We start from the raw sequence: 19,695 nt of genomic DNA, 5'->3' as shown, positions 1-19,695 counted from the left end.
ACCCGGTAAATTTTCTGCGCAGCAATGTGCCATTGCATTAATGCCAATGAACTCACCATTAAACTCTTTTCGCAGGCTACGCTCAAAATCAGAGACTCCACCTTGATCCTGTGGTTTAAAAAAACCATTTTCAAAACGATCCACAAGCCAGGGCAAAGCAGACAATGGAAATTCTTTTTGTGTCATATTCCAAGATTTATTAAGCTTGTTCCAAAATACGGTATGTATTACCAAGTAATTATCTTTTTTATATAACCTTACCTTTTTTTCTGGAAACATCTCATAATAAATAGAAAATAGAAACTGCTCATTGACTTTTAATTTATCTGGATCAATTAGACCTAAGGGCTGAGAAATTATTTTTTGATTCATTTAACCCCCCTTATCGGCTTTAGTTCAATTGTTTTGACATTAGTCATGCCAGAAATAGGTGACGGATTGTTTTCAAACGTCAATGTTTCTACAACACGATACTCGTATCTATTACACAATGAAGGCTAAAAATAAAATTCCTTAATCACATGCTAAAAAACGACTGCAGCAAAAAATAATCAAATAATCTTGCTTTCTGATTATTTCGTTGAGCAACCATTGCAAAATTTATTTTACAAGCCCGTATAGCTTTTTGTACTGATAGTCAATTTCGCATAAAAGATCTGATAACTCAGGATTACCTGGCTCAACCTCCCTTATTGATTGAACACCTAAAATTATTCTTTTTACCATTTCCAGATCAGATTTTTTTTTAAAACTACCACTCACCTCAAAATCACTTTCAATAAAGTCAAGCTGATTTTTAATTGAACGCCACAAAGGAAAATCGGGATTTTCTTGTAGAAGAGCATCTACAAGTGACTGAGCTTGGGCGATATTAGTGTTTAATAAGTTCATTCTTTTTAATACTCACACTTATTTTTTAATAAATTTTCCGGATTGCATAGTAAAAAACTGCACCGCTCCACCATCTGTTTTTGTGATTTCATTTGGTATTGACCAAGTATCATCTATTCTAGCAGCTGTTGATCGTAAAACTTTAACAGATGAGTTAGTTTCGTAAACATTTACTTCCTTAGTCACAATCTCCCCTGTTTTCCAATTTTTAGCTTTATCCGAAATGCCTAATTTGGTCGGTGGTATGCCAGGTTCTGCATAATAATTACCTTGAGGACCACCCGGAACTTGATATTGGTTTACCGTTTTTCCAACCGGCAAAGATATGATTTCAACGGGCTTTGAAAAATCAATACCCGCAGTATGTCCTTCTATTTTTGAGGGAGGCATTCCTTCTTTTTTATAGAAATCATAAGCGACCTCCTTTCTTGCTGCTACTTGTTCATCAGAGTTACCTTCCGCACTGGCAATCTCAGACTTTGTTGGTGCTTTGCTGCCAACAGGAAAATTCGTCTCCGGCGCCAAAGGCACCGGTCTATCTGCTGCAGTAACCGGGAGAAATTCCTGCGCTTTTACCGATGGAGTTTTGGGTGGTAGGGGAATTTTGTAGGCAAGCAATTCGCCAGTAGCGAGTAACCCTAAGGCTTCGGCCAAAGGGTTTCGTTTTTGATAGCTGTTGTAGAGATTTTCGCCACTCAAATAACCTAAAAACGCCTCATTGCTAATGCCTAATTCCGCCAACAATTGTTGGGCAGAAGCTGCCGTTTTAATCGACTCCGGGCTGAGATCAGTTGCGCTGTGGGGTTTGGGGCCTTTGATGATGCTTAGACCAAAACCCTTTTTGCCCGCCAGACAATGGTTGGCATTCATTGAAGGCAGCTGATAGAGCGACAAGTCGCCCCGCACAATCGCCTCGGCAACAGCTTGATACACCTCTCCCGGATGACTGCTGTGAAAATCGGGGAGCCGTTGATGAGTGCTTTTTAGAATTTGCACCCATTGCGCTGGTGCCAGCGGCAGCGTTGCAACGAAGCGAAAGGTTGAATAGGAATCGCTGGAGTAGCGTTTTGCTGAAGATGAACGGGATGGATTTGAGCGACTGGTCAGCTCATAGGACTGACCAGTAAAGCTTTTAATAATGAGATTGACCAAAATTGCATCCTTGTGTTGATGATCGCGTAGAAACTTAAACGCGCAGTGTAAGGATTCAACGCTGTATGTCCAGAGTTAAGGAATCAGTGAGTTAAAACTGTGATGCCAGTCGGGTAAGAGCGGGCGCACTATGTGTGCCAAGTGAAGCAGAGAATAACTACCCCAGTGCAGAATGTTGTACTTAACATTGACTGCACTGGGGATGTAAATTGGTTCAGGTTTGGGCTGCTCCCAACAACCGCTGCATTTCCTTCCGCACTACGGCGTAGCATTCGCAAGCATAACCCTCAAGGCTTTTGCGATTGAGTACGGATATGTGCCCGCGCCGGTAACTAATGCATCCATTTCCCTGCAAACTCGCTGCAGCAGCCGTAACACTTTCGCGGCGCACGCCGAGCATGTTGGCAACTAATTCTTGCGTGAGTACAAATTCACCCGAGGTGATGCGATCCAAGGTGAGTAGCAACCAGCGGCTGAGTTGTTGCTCCACTGAGTGGTGGCGATTGCACGCGGCGGTTTGGGAGACTTGAGTGATAAGTGCCTGGGTGTAGCGCAGCAGCATTTTTTGTAGGGCAATATTGTTTGCAAACTCGGCATTTAGCAGCGACCGCTCCAGGCGATATGCGTAACCGCTGGTGTGTACCATGGCGGAGCTGGGTGTGGTGTTGCCACCCATAAACAGCGAAATACCCACCATACCTTCATTTCCCACACCGGAAATTTCCACCGAGGCGCCCGAGGCAGTGACATAGTGCAACGACACTATGGCGCTCGTGGGAAAATAAGCGTGCTGTAATTGTGTGTTGGGTTCGTAAAGCATATCGCCCAGGCGCAGTTGCACTAATTCCAAATTCGCCTCAAGCGGCGCAAGATTGGCGGCAGGTAGTGCGCCCAGTAAAAAATTCAGGTGGGGTGTCTGCATTTTTTCAGCGGAAATCATCGATGCGCCCTTTGGTTTTGTGAGTGCAGAATTAACTACTGGCGGTATTGTTGATAAGGGCATTGCTGTACACCATTTGTTTACACTGCACGCCTATGCCGCGATAGCCGATAAAGCGACAGGCTTGATCAAACATGGGTTCACCACTCACACGATAATGCTGCTGTGAACCGTCGGGATAAGTGCGGCTGAACGCAAAATCAATAAAAGGTTGGCGCGCTTCAATAGCCGCGTGTAATTGCGCGCGCTCGGCGGCGTCCCATCCGTCCGGGTCATCACCCTTGGTGCTGCCATCCAGTGTATCGACGCGAATGCCGAGCATATCCAGTACCGGGCCAGACACTTTGGTGAAATAACCGCGTTCATCCTGCTCCCAATACCAATCGGAGGCCAGCTCGGTCAGGCTGCGAAAACGCGCTTCACTTTCGCGCAATTCTGCAGTGCGCTCGGCCACTTTTTCTTCCAGTTCTTTGCTGTAGTCTTCCAATTTTTTATACAGCAAACGCACTTCCAGCATATTGCTGATACGTGTTTTCACTTCAATTAAATCAAACGGCTTGCTGATAAAATCTTTTGCGCCAGCCTGCAATGCACGCAGTTTATGTGCGGGCTGGGCGGTCAATACAATAACCGGCAAATAGGCGTCGGTAATATTGGTACGCAAACCCGCCATCACTTCAAAACCATCCATGCCCGGCATTTGTAAATCGAGCAAAATTAAATCGTATTGGTGCTGGCGATGCAGTGCGCAGACCTCCAAGGGGTTGAGGGTAGCGCTGAGATTTTTATAGCCCGCCTCGCTGAGTAATTGCTCCAGCAATTGCACATTGGAGAGCTGATCATCCACGATTAAAATTTTTGCGTTTAGCAAATCCATCGTCGTCAGCGTCATAGGGGTTGCCCCGCGTGTGGCGCCGGGTGCGCATCAGCATGTTTGAGTGTGAGATCGAGCGTATCCATAAATTCATTCACTTTAATGGGCTTGGTGAGGTAGCGGAAAAAACCGGCCTCCAAGCCCTTGGCAATATCGCGCGGCATTGCATTTGCGCTCAGTGCCACAATCGGAATATGTTTGGTGCTTGGGTCTTTGGCGAGAATAAGCAGCGCCGTAATACCGCTGATACCGGGTAAATTAATATCCATCAAAATCATGTCGGGCAGTGCACTGCGCGCCAGTGCAACACCTTCCAGGCCGTCGCGCGCGGTAATTAATTTAATGTCCGGGCGACGCGCAATCAGGTCTTCCACCAACATCAAATTGGCGGGATTGTCCTCTACATACAACAACAAATGTTGTGCAGCATTCGTTTGGCGATAGGTTTTTGTCGGCTCATCACTGACTTCACCGACATCCTGCACTCGGGTATTGGTTAAATCCATTTCCACCCAAAATACGCAGCCCTGCCCTACCACACTGTCCAAACCAATGGCGCCCCCCATTAATTCCACCAGCCGTTTGGTCATAACCAAACCTATACCTGTGCCCTCTTCCGCATTGGCTTCCTGTCCAAGGCGATTAAACGGCTGGAATAATTGTTCGATTTGTTCGGGCGCCAAACCTGAGCCTGTATCCTCCACGGAAATACGAATGCGCCCCGGCACACGCTCCTCACAGGTCACAGTGACACTGCCGCCAACACTGTTGTATTTAATGGCGTTGGATAACAAATTAATCAGCACTTGTTTAACGCGGGTGCGATCTGCCTTCACAAAATAGCGCATGCCCAGTGGCGGAAATGTCACACGAATACCGCGTTTATGCGCTTGCGGTTCAATCATCGCCGCGCATTCCAGCATCACATCCGCCAAGCCCATAGGCTCAAGCGAGAGCGATAATTTGCCCGATTCAATTAACGCCAAATCGAGAATTTCATTAATCAATTCCAGCAGATACCATCCCGCTTGCAGTATCTGATCGATGCTGCGTTTTTGTGTGTCGGTTGGTGGTGGATTACCCGATTCAATTAATTGTGCAAAACCTAAAATCGCACTCAAGGGTGTGCGCAATTCATGGCTCATGCTGGAGAGAAAATCGGATTTGGCGAGGTTGGCTTTTTCCGCAATCGCCATAGCCTGATTTAATTTCAACTCAACCTGCCGACGTTGCGAACTGTCAGTGCCAATCAATAAATAGCCGATTAAATGGTCATAATCATCGCGCAGCGCCGTTATCGAGACTATCGCCGGAAAACGGCTGCCGTCCTTACAGATGTAAGTGAGGTCGTAAATATCTTCAATCCCGCGCGAGGCTTTAAATGAAAGCGCTTCAAAACCGGGGCTAATCTGCGTACCCAATTCCAGGCTGAGCGCTTGTGCGCGCACCAATTCTTCTTCCGGGTCGTGAATATCGCTGGGGGTAATTTTGTTCACTACATCGGCGGCGGCATAACCCAATGTGCGCTCGGCACCGACATTAAATAACTGAATCACGCCCTTTTCATCAGTCGCGATAATTGAAAAATTCGCACTGGTTAAAATCGCATTTTGCAACGCACCGGTTTTTAACAGTGCCTGCTGCCGCATCGCCTCAGTCACACCCTCCAGCGGGTGTGCATCGTTCCGGGGAGCAGCACTCTTTTCTGCATCAGTCATGTACCTATCCCCTAAAAATTAAATGATCGCCCCTCTACAACAAATCCGGAGCGACAAGACTTGCAGCTCTTTTTCAGGCAACCGCGCATCTTCATTATTTTTTAGGGCTTCGTCTGTACGCTGGCTAACATAGCGAGCAAATAAATGCGCCGCACCGGCCCACCGAAAATGCAAAAAGCCAGCAAATGCTGGCTTTTTGATCACAATCCGGCTATTGCCGGTGCAATTATTTTTGCGGGTAAGCAAAAATTACGTTTACGCGGCGATTATCCTGTTGACCAGCAGCACTGGTGTTGTAGGAGTAGCGACGGGTTTTACCAAAGCCTTCTGCAGTCAAGCGCGAGCGCTCAATACCTTCCTGGGTTACTAGATAATCCACTACGTTTTGTGCGCGCTTGAGTGAGATCTCCTGCGCAAGTGCCGGCGTGGTTTGCAAATCAGCGGTGTGGCCTTCAATAGTGGCGGTCACGGTTTTGTTTTCTTTCAAGAATTTGGCAACCTTACCGAGTTCATTGTAGTACTGCGGTTTAACCGCGGCGCTGTTGTTATCAAACTCAACCAACATACCCATGGTTACCCGTGCAGCAGCAGGCGTTAAACCTTCAATGTCATTGGCACAAGAGATCATGGTATTGATGCGACGGTTAGCGCGTTTACCATCTTCCGTTGCATTGCTGGCGATTGGGCGGGTATCGCCATAACCTACGGCGCTAACACGCGAGCTGGCAACACGTTGTTCGCGCACCAAATAACTCATGACACTTTCAGCGCGATCACGCGACAATTCCATATTGGATTCAGGCGTGCCGACGTTATCCGTGTGGCCTTCAACAACGGCTTTGGTGTCCGGGTATTTTTTCAGGAAGGTGCCAACTACCGCCAGGCGCTCTAAATCTTCGCGCTGGATTTCGGCATTGTTAATTTCAAATTGCACATCGAGCGTGGTGCAGTATTCATCGCGCATTTGATCGCGGCGAGTCACTGGCTCTACGTAGGCTGCAGCCGGTGCTGCATTTGGCTCACCAAAGCGATACAGCGCGCCGAGTGAGTACATGTTGATGTTGCCGTTATTGCCCATTACATCGTTAATGGCATAGCGCTCTGCTTCAAGGCGCATACCGAATTTTTGAGTGAAATCATATTGCAGACCACCACCCCATTTAAAATTCACATCGCGATCGCGGCGATGGCGATCGGTAACAATCACGTTATCGCTACCTTGAAAGCGGTCTTTCGATTCACTGTAATGTGCACCGGCACGGGCAAAGGCCGATAATTTTTCAGTCATTGGCAATGAGCCAACCAAATCCAGATTAAAACCGCGCGTTTTGGTACGGGTTTTTAGTGCGCCTTCATTTCCTTTAACGGCACGCGAACCGAATTGGCCCAAATCAAAATAACCACCTTCAATGGCGAAGTTGTCATTCAACTGGTAACCGGCAAATACTTTGTAACCGTTGTCGCGATCATCATCAGTCAGTGACGTTAAACCACCACCGATTTCGCTTTGGGCGATTGCGCCGTCGTTAATACTTTCGTGGGTCTGGCCAATATTTAAACCGCCGTACCAATTTGAAGTAAGGTCGTATTTGTTGTCAGCTTGCGCAAACAATACCGGGCTGCTCACCATGGCTGCAAGGCTGATTGCCAATGCAAGACGGGTAGGCTTGAGTGATTGGGTGCGTGAAATATTTTGGGTGTGTAAATTAGTTGGTGTGTGTTTCATGTGTAGCTCCGGGAGATGTGCCGTCCGTGATTGCGCGGAGTGCGCAGCCAGACCTTAGGCTCAATAAGCTGAGCGGCTTCTTCGGTGGCCAGTATCTGGTTTTCTAGCAGTGAGATCGGTGCGCTGGCAAACGGAGACAGTGTTATTTTTAAAGAGTTTCAATTTTTATGCGGGTTTTTCAATTTTATTGTTCAATTTTTCAGCAATATTTTTTTGTGGCCGCAATTAAAGACCAGTGCCGTTAATTTAACCTGTTGGTGTTAGGCATACCCGCATGCGCAGGTTTAACAAAAGGTGAATATTTCAGAGTGTCGCTTTACCCGGTGAATAATTGCTGAATCAAATTATTTAGCAATCAACGAGTTTTATTAATGAATAATTTTTGCAAGCCATTGGATTAGCGCTTCATTAACACGCTGTGGTTGTTCAAGCGCAGAGAGGTGCCCGCAGTCACTCACCATCATTAAACCTGCGCCTTCTATTGCCGCCACCATTTCCTGATGCAGACCTATAGGGGTCAGTGCATCCTCGCGACCGCACAACACCAACGTTGGACATTTAATTAATGATAATGAGGGAATACTATCGATACGACCGGCGATGGCGCGCTGCTGACGAATAAAAATTTTATTGCCCAGGCTCATTGCCATATCGGTAATTAAACTGACGAGATCTGCATCCTCCATATGCATGGGGTGCAGCTGTTTAGGCATTAGTGCTGCAATGACCGCTTGGTAATTGGATTCTGCCTGTTCAATTGCTTCGTTGCGCATGTCGCGCGCAATAAGCGAATCGGGCCGCGCACTGGTATCCAGTAATGCGAGCGCCACAATCCGTTCCGGCGCCTCGCGCATAATTTCCAGTGCAACATAACCACCCATCGACAAACCAGCCAAGGCAAATGGCCCGGCTGGCGCGCTGGCTAAAATGTCCGAAGCCATTTCGGCGATGGTGTGGCCTTTGGTTAAATCGCCAACAGTCACCTGCGCAATTTCCGCAAGCCCGGATACCTGGTGTTGCCACAAGCGTGAATCATTCACCAAACCAGGCAATAAAACGAGATGCGGATATTGAGCAGCTAACATGTGACTCTCCAATAATAAGAAGCAACTAAAACACTATTTAATGCGCATATCATTTTTTACCGATTTAACACCACCGACACCACGGGCAACACTCACCGCGCGGTTGATATCGCTTTGTGAAGTGACGAAACCACTGAGCTGCACCACACCTTTAAAAGTCTCAACATTAATTTCTGTCACTTTGAGTTCTTTGTCCTCAAGGATGGCGGCTTTTACTTTCGTGGTTATGACACTGTCATCAATATATTCGCCGGTGCTTGAGCGGGTGGAGGTAGAACTGCAACCCACCAGTACGGCGAATAAAAATGCCATTAATAACGCAATGCTAAAAACATGGGCAGCACGTGCGCCAAGTTGCGCAGTAGTCGCTGTGGCGGTGTTAGTAAAAACAGGTAAATGAAAAGTATTCATAGGAAGCCTCTTTAGGAATGAATAAACGACCATAAGAGCATGCCGGTTTAGCTACACCAACTCCGTACGGCAGGGCACAGAACCACCTAAATCGATAATTTTTTTTGTTCGCACGGCATGTACGCTAGCGCACCGACAGCCGCCACTCGCAAATTCCAGAATGTGCTTCTTTTATTAATAACAGAGCAAACTTTATGGATCTGAAAAAAATTATCGCCCTGGCATTTATCATTATTGGTATTGCCGGTCTTGCTTACGGCGGTTTCAGTTACACCAAGGAGACACACGAAACTAATATTGGCCCGCTGAAGTTGAGCGTAAAAGAAGAGCAGCGAGTGAACATTCCCTTATCGCTCGGCATTGGTTTTATTATTCTGGGCGGAGTATTGCTCGCTGTGCGCATTAAACCCTAGTCATGAACTGGGGTTTAGTTAGGAAGGAGAAATTGTGCAGTAAGACAAGGAATTGTGTTACTGCGCGCATGGAGGCATACGCAAGATACGCGGCAATTCGCAAGGGCGAATGACCGACGCAATGGTTAATGGGCAAGGCATAAGCCGATCAGTTTCTTTTTTTACAACGGCATAACATTCACAGGTTAATTGCTCCAACTGCGGGCGATCCAGCACGGTAATTTTTCCGCGCGAATATTCAATCACGCCCAGTTTTTGTAATTTACCCGCCGCTTCGGTGACACCTTCGCGCCTTACGCCAAGCATGTTGGCAATTAATTCTTGCGTCATGGTTAAACAATTACTTGGCAATCGATCCAACGACAACAGCAGCCAGCGACACAATTGTTGATCGATAGAGTGATGGCGATTGCACACGGCGGTTTGTGCCATTTGGGTAATGAGCGATTGGGTGTAGCGCAGGAGCAACATCAGCATTTCAGTGTGGCGATTAAATTCTTCTTTGAATTTTTGCCCCAGCAAGCGGTAGGCATAACCGCCGCTTTGGATGATGGCGCGACTCGGTGTACTTTCGCCCCCCATAAACAGCGCGATACCGATAATGCCCTCTTTACCCACCACTGAAATTTCTGCCGATGAACCGTTTTCCATCACGTATAGGAGCGACACTATGCAATCGATAGGGAAATACACATGGCGCAGGGTGCCGCCGGATTCATACAAAACTTTGCCTAACGGCAGTGCAATCAATTCAAGGTTGGGGAGCAAGCGCGCTTGTACCTCGGCCGGCAAGGCGGCAATCAGATAATTTTGTTGCGGTTTTAATGACGGGGATTTAGCTGTTTGTGGCATAGGCGTTACTCCAATAAGTGCTATCGAACATCCAGGTGTCAGCATCTTAGCCGAGCAATCGCGGTAGCTATGTACGTTAGCGTACAGACTACGCCTAAACATCACCGAAGAATTTATTATTTTGCTATTGGAGGGAAAATCATGAGCAATCGAATAACGCCGGTTTTTTTTGCAATTATTTTTATGAGTGCAATCGCGACTACGTCGCTTTTTGGCGGGGTTGCGCTGTTGTTATTTTTGTTGATGCTGGGAGCAGTAGTTATTGGCGAACGCGCTTTTGTCTTGCGGCGCAGGTAATGCATTAACCATAGGTGATGCGATTGCGCCCCTCTTGTTTGGATTCATAGAGCAAGGCATCGGCGCGGTTAATGGCTTCTTCCAAGGGTTCTTCGGAGCCCAGGATGACCAAACCGCCACTCAAGGTGATGGGGCTATTGTCGGTAGTAATCCGCGTGCGCTGGGCGGCGCTGCGCATGCGCTCGGCCACATCCCGCGCATTTTCCACTTTATCCAGCGCAATCAACATAATAAATTCTTCACCGCCCCAGCGACAAAACACATCCGAGGGGCGACAGGCGTTTAACAAATTAGCGCCCAGCTGTTTCAGCACCGCATCACCCACCGCGTGACCATAGGTGTCGTTAATTTTTTTGAAGTGATCTATATCCATCATCAACACCGCCAGGCTGAGCTGTTGGCGCTTGGCAACGGCCATAGCAACTTCTGCCGATTCAAAAAAACCGCGCCGGTTAAATGCCTGGGTGAGTGGATCAACCCGCGTTAAGCGCGTGACTTCTGCCAGTGTGCGCTGCAGGCGCAGCGACATAATGGCGAGAATCGTAATCAGCACCACCACAAACCAAACACCCACACTGTCGCGCGCGGCCGCACGCCACAATTGCGCGCGGGTCAAGCGATGCACCAGCCAGAGTTCGTCATCAATCACCCAACTGCTGAGCCACAGGTCACCGTCTTTACCCTTGTCCCACTCCGTGAGGCTGGTGCTCAACGGCGGGTGCAACAATACGCCCGGTGCAAAACCACTCTGGCGGGCGATAAGGCGATCATTCTCGCTGATCAACATGGATTCGCCCGTCGCCGTTCCCACATTGGTCAAATGCTCCAGCGTATTTACGCTCAGATCCAGCGCCACCATGCCCAGAAATTCATCGCCACTGTAGACCGGCCGGGCAAAAGTAATCACCCAGCCTTTGCCGGCCATGTCTTTGTAGGGGCCTTTAAGAACTAAACGGCGCGAAGGGTTAGTTTGTTCGCCGCCCTCCAGCCAATAACCACTGTTGTAAAGTTCAGGCGTAAAGTGAAACTCGGCGGGGGAAATTTTGGGGGCGATGTAAATAAAATTATGGCGCGATTGGTAATAAAGCCAGGCGACTTCCTCTGCGAGTTCCAACGCCGGGGTAATTTGGGCATCCAGCGCCAGCGCGGCATGAATTTCCCGCTCTACTTGCAGCGGCAGGGGCAACTCACCCATGCCCGTCAAACTGCCGGCAATAGCATTGTGTTGCTGTAATTCCCACACCCCGAGTTCAGGATGTTGCTTCAGGGTTAAGGGGCGGGAGCCTGGCTCTACCCCCACTTCATAACGCCCGACCAATAAATTGTGCATGACCAGCACCCGGTCGCGCTGCAGTGCAACAAATTGGCGTGTCAGTTCGTGGCGGCTTTTAAATGTTGTCTCCACTTCCGCTTTTAATTTCCACAAATGACGGGCAAACGTGGCGGTGCAGGTAATGATGCAAAACATCGCCAGCACGCTGACCAATAACAACACTCGTTGTCGCGGTTCAATCAACATGCAATGGCTCCAGCTCAATCCCGATTGATCAAGTAAAGCCCAGCTGCTGAGGTAATACAAATCGCGCAGATTGATGTGCCAGTACAAAAACACTTTTCTGCACACTTGTAACTAAACGTCGAGAAATGTAAATGCGGTTGCCCGTGTGATAGCGGATGCTTAGGCTCTCGTATAGGTCTATTCGTAATACAAATTCTGTAGTTTACTTTTTAAAACAAAAACAAAGACCTACCTAATCGACTGATCTTCTAATACGGATTTTTCCATGCCCGACTTTCTCGCACGTTTATCACCCGGCCAACGTTGGTTGGCCATTATTGCCCTGCCTATTGTGCTGCTTGCCGTTTGGTTTTTTGGCTTTCGCGACGCAGAAGAAAAACGCCCGCCGCCACCTAACCCCTGGATGGGCCCAACACCCGTGAATGTAGTCACGGCGACCAAAGAAAATTTAACCGTCTATATAAAAGCGATTGGCAGCGTTGCACCGCTCAATACCGTGACCGTGCGCAGCCGGGTAGACGGCCAGTTATTGCGTATTTTGTTTGAAGAGGGGCAACGGGTAAAAGCGGGCGATTTACTCGCCGAAATTGACCCGGCCACTTATCAAGTGCGCCTGGCACAGGCCGAAGGCACGCTGCAGGAAACCCGCGCGCAGTTAAAAAATGCCGAGGAGGATTTGGCGCTCTATCAAAGTCTGCTGAGCAAAAATTCCATCGCCAAACAACAGTTTGATAAACAAAAAGCCTTGGTTGAACAGTTGCGCGGCACCTTAAAAAATCACACCGCACAATTGGATGATGCGCGCCTGCAGCTCTCTTACACCCGCATCACCGCGCCCATTGCCGGCCGCACCGGTTTGCGCAAAGTGGATGTGGGCAACTTAATCAAAACCGGCGATGCCGAAGGGTTGGTCACCATCACCCAAACCCAGCCGATTGCGGTGATGTTTACCATCCCCGAAAACCAATTAATTGCCGTGCGTGGCGCCTATGGCGATGCGCAAAAAAATAACCGCACCCTGCCGGTAGAGGCGTGGGATCGCAGCGAGCAGAGTTTATTGGCAACCGGCCAGCTCACCACCCTGGACAACCAGATAGATACCGCCACCGGCACCCTTAAACTAAAAGCCCAGTTTGATAACAGCGATGACAGCCTGTTCCCCAATCAATTTGTGAATGCGCGCTTGCAGGTACAAACCCTGAACGATGCCATCACCATTCCGGCGGATGCCGTGCAGTACGGCTCCAAAGGCACCTATGTCTACACCATTAAAGATGGCAAAGCGGCTATGCGCCTACTGAAGTTGGGGGCAAGCGAAGGCACTAAAGTCGCGGTGGTAGAAGGTTTGGAAGAAGGTGAGCAGGTGGTATTGGAAGGCTTGGATCGCTTGCACGAAGGCAAAGACGTAAAAATTATGTAGGTTGGAAGAGCGCAGCGACTTCCGACAATCAACCCAACATAAATTTGTGATCTGGCTTTAGTGTCGGAAGGCGCTGCGCTTTTCCAACCTACCCAGGCATTAATCGAGATTGACGATGAGTTTATCCAAACCCTTTATTTTGCGCCCCGTCGCCACATCACTGCTGATGTTGGCGATGTTGCTCGCCGGTATTCTGGGCTATCGCCTCCTGCCGGTCGCGGCGCTGCCGCAGGTGGATTACCCGATTATCCAGGTATTCACCTTTAACCCCGGTGCCAGCCCCGATGTGATGGCACGCACCGTGACAGCCCCACTGGAGCGCAGCCTGGGGCAAATCCCCGGCTTGAAACAAATGTCGTCCACCAGTTCTACGGGCGCGTCGATTATCACCCTGCAATTTTCACTGGAGATTGATTTGGGTGTAGCTGAGCAGGAGGTGCAATCCGCACTGAATTCAGCCAATAACCTCTTGCCCAATGACCTGCCCACACCGCCGATTTATCGCAAGGTTAACCCGGCGGATACGCCTATTGTGACCCTCGCTGTGACCTCGGCCAGCCTGCCGCTGCCGGAAGTTTATGATCTGGTGAACACGCGCATGGCGCAAAAACTGGCGCAGTTGCCCGGCGTAGGCATGGTGAGTTTGGCTGGTGGCCAGCGCCCGGCGATTCGCATCAAGGTCAACCCCAACGCCCTCGCCAGTACCCAGTTGAGTTTGGAGCAGGTGCGCAACGCGGTTGTTACCGCCAATACCAACCAGCCCAAGGGCAGCTTCGACGGTGAATACCGCTCCACCATGCTCGACGCCAATGACCAAATGCGCTCAGTGCAGGAATATCGCGATTTGCTGATCAGCTGGCGCGACGGTTCACCGCTGCGTTTGGGCGATGTCGCCACCGTGGAAAACGGCGCTGAGGATCGCTTCCTCGCCGCTTGGGCCAATGAGCAACCCGCCGTGCTGATTAATGTGCAGCGCCAACCCGGCGCCAACGTGATTGAGGTGGCCGACAGCATTGCCGAACTGCTGCCCAAACTGACCGCCACCCTGCCCGCCGCAGTGAATGTGGCAGTGCTGACTGACCGCACCGAAAGTATTCGCGCCTCGATTCGCGATGTACAAAAAGAACTGATTTTTGCCATCTGCCTGGTTGTCGCCGTGACCCTGGTGTTCCTGCGCTCAGTGCCCGCCACCATTATTCCCAGCCTTGCCGTACCGCTGTCGCTGGTGGGTACTTTTGCGGTGATGTACTTTCTGGATTTCTCCATCAATAACCTCACCCTCATGGCGCTCACCATCGCCACCGGCTTTGTGGTGGACGACGCCATCGTCATGCTCGAAAACATCGCCCGCCACCGCGAGCAGGGGGAATCGCCCATGCAGGCGGCGCTCAAGGGCGCGGGGGAAATTGGCTTTACCTTGGTGTCGCTCACCCTGTCGTTGATTGCGGTGCTGATTCCGCTGCTGTTTATGGGCGATCTGGTGGGGCGATTATTTCAGGAGTTTGCAATTACGCTGGCGGTGGCGATTGGTATCTCACTACTGGTATCCCTCACCCTCACCCCCATGATGTGCGCGCGTATGCTTAAAAACGCGCCCACCCACGGCAGTGAGCCGGATTTTATGGAGCGGGTGATTGTGCGCTACGGGCGCGGGCTGGATGTGGTGCTGCAACACCAAACCGCCGCCATGGCCGTGATGATTGGCACCGTCGTGCTCACCGCCGGGCTTTACCTCGCCGTACCCAAGGGGTTTTTCCCGGTACAGGACAGCGGCGCAATTCAAGCCGTGACCGAGGCGCCGCAGGACATTTCCTTCAGCGCCATGGCCGAAAAACAGCAGCAATTGGCTGAGCAGATTTTGCAGGATGAGGACGTTGAAAGCCTGTCGTCCTTTATTGGAGTAGATGGCAGCAACACTACCCTCAACTCCGGCCGTTTGCTGATCAACCTCAAATCCCATGACGAGCGCGACGCCCATGCCAGCCAGGTGATTGACCGGTTGCGGGAGCAGATCAAAAACGTTACCGGCATTACCGCCTGGTTCCAGCCGGTGCAGGAACTGAGTATTGAGGACCGGGTGAGCCGCACCCAATATCAGTTCAGCTTAACCACCCCGGATGGCACCGAATTGGATACCTGGGTGCCGCGTTTATTAGAGCGTTTGCGCATGGAGCCAGCCTTGGCGGATGTCGCCGCCGACCTGCAAAGCCGTGGCCTGCAAGCCTATGTGGAAATTGACCGCGACGCCGCCGCGCGCCTCGGGGTGCGCATTAGCGACATCGCTGGCGCCCTGCAAACGGCTTACGGCCAGCGCCAAATTGCGACCCTGTTTACCCAGGCCAACCAATACCGGGTGGTACTGGAAGTAGACCCGGATTACGCCCAGGGTATCGCCGCACTGCAAAATACCTATGTGGCCACAAGCAACGGCACGCCAGTGTTGCTTTCCACTATCGCCAAAATCACCCAGCGCCCGGCGCCATTGCTGATTAACAATCAAGAGCAATTCCCCTCCTCCACCTTCTCTTTCAACCTCGGTGCCGGTGCATCCCTGGGGGCCGCCATTGCCGCGATTGAAGCCGTGGAAGCGGAAATGGGCATGCCCGCTACCCTGGAACTGCGTTTTCAGGGCGCCGCCGAAGCCTTCCGCGCCTCGCTTAGCAATACGCTGTGGCTGATCCTCGCGGCGATTATCACCATGTACATAGTGCTGGGGATTTTGTACGAGAGCTTTATCCACCCCGTCACCATTCTCTCCACCCTGCCCTCGGCGACGGTGGGCGCACTCTTGGCGCTATTACTGACCGGCCAACCGCTGGATTTGATTGCGGTGATCGGGGTGGTACTGCTGATCGGGCTGGTGAAAAAGAACGGCATCATGATGGTGGACTTTGCGCTGGACGCCCAACGCACCCTCGGCATGTCGCCGCGCGAAGCGATTCATCGCGCCGCCCTGATGCGTTTCCGCCCGATTCTCATGACCACCCTCGCCGCGCTGTTTGGCGCAGTGCCCCTCATGCTCGCCTCTGGCTCCGGCGCCGAATTGCGCCAACCGCTGGGTTTGGTGATGGTGGGCGGCTTGCTGGTAAGTCAGGTATTAACCCTGTTCACCACGCCGGTGGTGTATTTGTTTTTTGATCGCTGGGTAAACAAAAAACCCGCGGCCGATCCCGTTCCACAAGAGGTGGAGGCGTAAAACAAATATGAATATCGCAGAGCCGTTTATTAAAAGACCCGTCGCTGCCAGCCTGTTGGCGGTGGCGATTGTATTGCTCGGGTTATTGTCCTGGCGCTTGTTGCCGGTGGCACCCTTGCCGCAGGTGGATTTTCCCGCCATTCAGGTGTACGCCAGCTTGCCCGGCGCCAGCCCGGAGAGCATGGCATCTACCGTGGCGACACCGCTGGAGCGCGCGCTGGGCAGTATTCCGGGCGTAACCGCCATCAACTCCAACTCCACCCAGGGGTTCACTAACATCTGGGTGGAATTCACCCTGGATCGCAACCTGGATTCCGCCGCGCGCGACGTGCAAGCCGCGCTCAATGCTGCGCGCGGTCAACTGCCCGCCGGTATGCCGGGCAACCCGGGGTATCGCAAAATCAGCCCATCGCAAGCGCCAATTATGGCGCTCGCGCTCAGCTCCCCCAACCTTGCGCCCAGCGCACTCTACGACGCAGCCTCTACCGTGCTCGCGCAAAAGCTGGCACAAATTAAAGGCGTGGGCCAAGTGGGTATCGACGGGGCTTCGCTGCCTGCGGTGCGCATCCAACTCAACCCCAATGCCTTGGCCAATTACGGCATAGCGCTGGATGAAGTGCGCAACGCTATCAGCACTGCCAATGTGCTGCGCCCGCTGGGTTTGCTGGAGGAGGATGACACTCGCTGGCAGGTGCGCACCAACGAAAGCCTGCGCAGTGCCGCCGACTACAAAAATCTGGTGATCCGCTATGGCGATTCCGGGCCGGTGCGGCTGCAGGATGTGGCCACAGTGAACGACTCGGTGGAAAACCGCTATACCGATGGCTTCCACAATCGCAGTTCGGCGGTGACGCTCACCGTGAGCCGCCAAACCGGCGCCAATATAGTGGAAACCATCGACGCCATTAACGCCCAACTCCCGGCGTTGCGCGCGCTGATGCCCGGCGACACCCAATTAAAAGTGGTGATGGATCGCTCCCCCGGTATTCGCGCCACCCTCAAAGAGGCAGAGGTCACTTTGGTGCTGGCGGTGCTGTTAGTGGTGGCGGTGGTATGGGTATTTCTGGGCAGTGCGCGCAGTGCACTTATTCCGAGCCTTGCGATTCCGGTGGCCATTATCGGCGCGTTTGTGGTCATGTACCTCTACGGATTTTCGCTCAACAACCTCTCGCTCATGGCGTTGATTGTGGCGGCAGGGTTAGTGGTGGACGACGCGATTGTGGTGCTGGAAAACATCAAACGCCATATTGAACGCGGCCTCCCCCCCATGGAAGCCGCGATACTCGGCGCCCGCGAAGTGGGCTTTACCCTGCTGGCGATGAACATCACCCTGGTGGTGATTTTTGTCTCTATCCTGCTGATGGGCGGAGTAGTGGAAAAATTGTTCCGCGAATTCTCCATCACCCTCGCCGCCGCCATGCTCATTTCACTGCTGGTGTCGCTCAGCCTCACCCCGGCGCTCTGCGCCCAACTGCTGAAAAAAGCGCCGAAAAAATCCGAACGTCCCGGCACCTTCGACGAAATCAAACAGGGTTATGGCATCGCCCTCAGCTGGGCGCTGCGCCACAGCCGGATTGTGATGCTGCTGCTCGCGGCAGTTATTGGAGTCAATATCTACCTCTATATCGCCATCCCCAAAACCATGCTACCCGAACAGGACACAGGCCAGATGACCGCCTGGGTGCGCGGCGACGATGGTTTTTCCTTTCAATTGATGCAACCCAAGATTCAGGAATTCCGCAAAGTCCTGCTCACCGACCCCGCTGTGGAAGATGTATTTGGCGCCAGCGGTGGCGGTAATGGGGTGAGTAATGCGTGGATGCGTATCAGCCTCAAACCCATGGCAGAGCGCGGCGTAAGTGTGCATGAGGTGGTGGATCGCATCCGGCGCCAGATTCCCAGCATTCCCGGCGCCATGATGATGATCGGCCCGGACCAGGATATTCGCCTCTCTTCGCCCTTTAGCCGCAGCGAACAGGAATTGCTGTTGCTCTCCGACGATTTAAAATTGATGTCCAAATGGGCCGCCAAAATCACCACCGCCATGGAAAATATGCCGGAAGTGACCGAAGTGGACGGCGTAAAAGAGGAAGGCACCCAGCAGGTAGTACTCACCATCGACCGCGAAACCGCCCAGCGCTTGGGGGTGGATATGGCGACCGTAGCGACCCTGCTCAATAACTCCTTCTCGCAACGGCAAGTCTCCACCATGTACGACCGGATGAACCAATACCGGGTGGTGATGGAGCTGGAGCCGGGTTACACCGCTACACCGGCAGTATTGGAGCAGTTACAGGTGATAACCCGCAGCGGCGAGCGGGTGCCGCTTTCCACCTTTTCCAGCTTTGACTATGGCTTGGCGGAAGATCGGGTGCGTCACACCAACCAGTTCGCCTCGGAGAGCATTGGTTACGGTGTCGCCGAAGGTTTTACCGAGGAGCAGGCGCGCATTGCCATTGAACAAAAAATCGGCGAGTTAATGGTACCCAAAGAAGTCTACCTGGCCACCGCCGGCACCAGTCGCCCCGGTTGGGGGCCAAGCACCCCCGGCATGGCGCAGGAACCGGCGGTGCTGATCGCCTGTGTATTGCTTGCGGTCTACCTGATTTTGGGCATTTTGTACGAGAGCACTATCCACCCGCTCACCATTCTCTCCACCCTACCCTCGGCTGGCATTGGTGCCCTGCTGGCGCTGCGCTTGAGTGACACCCCCTTCAGCCTGATCGCCATGCTCGGGCTGTTTTTGTTAATTGGCATAGTGATGAAAAACGCGATTTTGATGATCGACTTTGCGCTGGAGCTGGAGCGCAAAGAGGGCTTGTCCTCCCGCGATTCCATCTTCCAAGCGGCGATGATGCGCCTGCGCCCGATTATGATGACCAACCTCGCTGGCCTGCTCGGCGCCCTGCCGCTAATTCTGGGCAGTAACGAAGGCTCGGAGCTGCGCACACCACTCGGTATTACCATCATCGGCGGTCTTGCGGTCAGCCAGTTGCTCACCCTGTTTACGACCCCGGTGGTCTACCTCTACATGGAAAAGCTGCGCAACTGGGGTTTACACCGCAAAACCCTTGTCTCTCCCCTTGCCTCCACGACCACCTCTGGATCAACCAAGACACAAACCGATTAAAAAAAAGCCAGAGTGTCACTTCGACACTCTGGCAGAGCACTGCTATATTTTGTGCACACCCTCACAGGTTT

At 51.7% G+C, this 19,695-nt stretch carries 17 protein-coding genes; 5 read left to right on the top strand and 12 right to left on the bottom strand.

Annotated elements, in window-relative coordinates; all coding sequences use genetic code 11:
- From O59_RS20475 to O59_RS20425, 10 genes are all read right to left on the bottom strand, one after another.
- Positions 1-372, bottom strand: a 372-nt coding sequence (locus tag O59_RS20475; protein ID WP_040393834.1) for a hypothetical protein, incomplete at its 3' end; no start/stop codon positions are given.
- 228 nt (positions 373-600) lie between these two features.
- On the bottom strand, positions 601-891 hold the full coding sequence (locus O59_RS20470; protein ID WP_007646252.1) for an immunity protein Tsi6 family protein: 291 nt from the start codon (positions 889-891) through the stop codon (positions 601-603).
- A gap of 18 nt (positions 892-909) precedes the next feature.
- A complete protein-coding gene (locus O59_RS21230) occupies positions 910-2,043 on the bottom strand; it encodes a polymorphic toxin type 46 domain-containing protein (protein WP_007646251.1) in 1,134 nt (377 codons plus the stop codon).
- A gap of 214 nt (positions 2,044-2,257) precedes the next feature.
- Complete coding sequence (locus O59_RS20460) at positions 2,258-2,983, bottom strand: Crp/Fnr family transcriptional regulator (protein ID WP_007646250.1); 726 nt, start codon at positions 2,981-2,983, stop codon at positions 2,258-2,260.
- Between the two features lie 31 nt (positions 2,984-3,014).
- On the bottom strand, positions 3,015-3,875 hold the full coding sequence (locus O59_RS20455; protein WP_040393832.1) for a response regulator: 861 nt from the start codon (positions 3,873-3,875) through the stop codon (positions 3,015-3,017).
- Positions 3,872-5,575, bottom strand: coding sequence for an ATP-binding protein (locus O59_RS20450; RefSeq protein WP_007646246.1), 1,704 nt, complete (start codon positions 5,573-5,575; stop codon positions 3,872-3,874). The genes O59_RS20455 and O59_RS20450 overlap by 4 nt, the downstream gene beginning before the upstream one ends.
- 18 nt (positions 5,576-5,593) lie before the next feature.
- Complete coding sequence (locus O59_RS22135) at positions 5,594-5,779, bottom strand: hypothetical protein (RefSeq protein WP_007646235.1); 186 nt, start codon at positions 5,777-5,779, stop codon at positions 5,594-5,596.
- A gap of 22 nt (positions 5,780-5,801) precedes the next feature.
- The gene (locus O59_RS21225) at positions 5,802-7,301 is read right to left on the bottom strand and encodes an OmpA family protein (RefSeq protein ID WP_007646233.1); all 1,500 of its coding nucleotides are present in this window, start codon (positions 7,299-7,301) and stop codon (positions 5,802-5,804) included.
- Between the two features lie 368 nt (positions 7,302-7,669).
- Positions 7,670-8,386, bottom strand: a complete 717-nt coding sequence (locus O59_RS20430; RefSeq protein ID WP_007646231.1) for an alpha/beta fold hydrolase — start codon at positions 8,384-8,386, stop codon at positions 7,670-7,672.
- A 33-nt stretch (positions 8,387-8,419) separates the two neighbouring features.
- Positions 8,420-8,698, bottom strand: coding sequence for a BON domain-containing protein (locus O59_RS20425; RefSeq protein ID WP_040393860.1), 279 nt, complete (start codon positions 8,696-8,698; stop codon positions 8,420-8,422).
- 293 nt (positions 8,699-8,991) lie between these two features.
- Between O59_RS20425 and O59_RS20420 the strand changes: the two genes are divergently transcribed.
- Positions 8,992-9,210 (top strand): hypothetical protein, encoded by a 219-nt coding sequence (locus tag O59_RS20420; RefSeq protein ID WP_007646228.1) that lies wholly within the window; start codon positions 8,992-8,994, stop codon positions 9,208-9,210.
- A gap of 57 nt (positions 9,211-9,267) precedes the next feature.
- Here the strand turns inward: O59_RS20420 and O59_RS20415 are convergent, their stop codons facing one another.
- Complete coding sequence (locus tag O59_RS20415) at positions 9,268-10,062, bottom strand: Crp/Fnr family transcriptional regulator (RefSeq protein WP_007646226.1); 795 nt, start codon at positions 10,060-10,062, stop codon at positions 9,268-9,270.
- A gap of 141 nt (positions 10,063-10,203) precedes the next feature.
- On the opposite strand from O59_RS20415, the gene O59_RS21755 reads away from it, so the two are divergent.
- Positions 10,204-10,359, top strand: coding sequence for a hypothetical protein (locus O59_RS21755; RefSeq protein WP_157152680.1), 156 nt, complete (start codon positions 10,204-10,206; stop codon positions 10,357-10,359).
- A gap of 4 nt (positions 10,360-10,363) precedes the next feature.
- Here the strand turns inward: O59_RS21755 and O59_RS20410 are convergent, their stop codons facing one another.
- Positions 10,364-11,878 (bottom strand): sensor domain-containing diguanylate cyclase, encoded by a 1,515-nt coding sequence (locus O59_RS20410; protein ID WP_157152679.1) that lies wholly within the window; start codon positions 11,876-11,878, stop codon positions 10,364-10,366.
- Between the two features lie 265 nt (positions 11,879-12,143).
- Between O59_RS20410 and O59_RS20405 the strand changes: the two genes are divergently transcribed.
- The 3 genes from O59_RS20405 to O59_RS20395 all read left to right on the top strand — a co-directional run bounded on the left by O59_RS20405 (position 12,144) and on the right by O59_RS20395 (position 19,624).
- Positions 12,144-13,298, top strand: a complete 1,155-nt coding sequence (locus tag O59_RS20405; RefSeq protein ID WP_007646221.1) for an MdtA/MuxA family multidrug efflux RND transporter periplasmic adaptor subunit — start codon at positions 12,144-12,146, stop codon at positions 13,296-13,298.
- Between the two features lie 115 nt (positions 13,299-13,413).
- Positions 13,414-16,494 (top strand): multidrug efflux RND transporter permease subunit, encoded by a 3,081-nt coding sequence (locus O59_RS20400; RefSeq protein ID WP_007646219.1) that lies wholly within the window; start codon positions 13,414-13,416, stop codon positions 16,492-16,494.
- Between the two features lie 7 nt (positions 16,495-16,501).
- Complete coding sequence (locus tag O59_RS20395) at positions 16,502-19,624, top strand: efflux RND transporter permease subunit (protein ID WP_007646217.1); 3,123 nt, start codon at positions 16,502-16,504, stop codon at positions 19,622-19,624.
- Positions 19,625-19,695: the final 71 nt, after the last annotated feature.

This window comes from Cellvibrio sp. BR, from assembly GCF_000263355.1.
Taxonomy (GTDB): domain Bacteria; phylum Pseudomonadota; class Gammaproteobacteria; order Pseudomonadales; family Cellvibrionaceae; genus Cellvibrio.
The sequence above is the reverse complement of the archived record's forward strand: the minus strand, read 5'-3'. Positions and strand labels throughout refer to the sequence as shown.

Excerpts from the sequence above, each read along its gene's own strand:
- O59_RS20470 (WP_007646252.1), bottom strand. The coding sequence starts at position 891 with ATGAACTTATTAAACACTAATATCGCCCAAGCTCAGTCACTTGTAGAT.
- O59_RS20460 (WP_007646250.1), bottom strand. The coding sequence starts at position 2,983 with ATGATTTCCGCTGAAAAAATGCAGACACCCCACCTGAATTTTTTACTG.
- O59_RS20455 (WP_040393832.1), bottom strand. The coding sequence starts at position 3,875 with ATGACGCTGACGACGATGGATTTGCTAAACGCAAAAATTTTAATCGTG.
- O59_RS20450 (WP_007646246.1), bottom strand. The coding sequence starts at position 5,575 with ATGACTGATGCAGAAAAGAGTGCTGCTCCCCGGAACGATGCACACCCG.
- O59_RS21225 (WP_007646233.1), bottom strand. The coding sequence starts at position 7,301 with ATGAAACACACACCAACTAATTTACACACCCAAAATATTTCACGCACC.
- O59_RS20430 (WP_007646231.1), bottom strand. The coding sequence starts at position 8,386 with ATGTTAGCTGCTCAATATCCGCATCTCGTTTTATTGCCTGGTTTGGTG.
- O59_RS20425 (WP_040393860.1), bottom strand. The coding sequence starts at position 8,698 with ATGGCATTTTTATTCGCCGTACTGGTGGGTTGCAGTTCTACCTCCACC.
- O59_RS20420 (WP_007646228.1), top strand. The coding sequence starts at position 8,992 with ATGGATCTGAAAAAAATTATCGCCCTGGCATTTATCATTATTGGTATT.
- O59_RS20415 (WP_007646226.1), bottom strand. The coding sequence starts at position 10,062 with ATGCCACAAACAGCTAAATCCCCGTCATTAAAACCGCAACAAAATTAT.
- O59_RS21755 (WP_157152680.1), top strand. The coding sequence starts at position 10,204 with ATGAGCAATCGAATAACGCCGGTTTTTTTTGCAATTATTTTTATGAGT.
- O59_RS20410 (WP_157152679.1), bottom strand. The coding sequence starts at position 11,878 with ATGTTGATTGAACCGCGACAACGAGTGTTGTTATTGGTCAGCGTGCTG.
- O59_RS20405 (WP_007646221.1), top strand. The coding sequence starts at position 12,144 with ATGCCCGACTTTCTCGCACGTTTATCACCCGGCCAACGTTGGTTGGCC.
- O59_RS20400 (WP_007646219.1), top strand. The coding sequence starts at position 13,414 with ATGAGTTTATCCAAACCCTTTATTTTGCGCCCCGTCGCCACATCACTG.
- O59_RS20395 (WP_007646217.1), top strand. The coding sequence starts at position 16,502 with ATGAATATCGCAGAGCCGTTTATTAAAAGACCCGTCGCTGCCAGCCTG.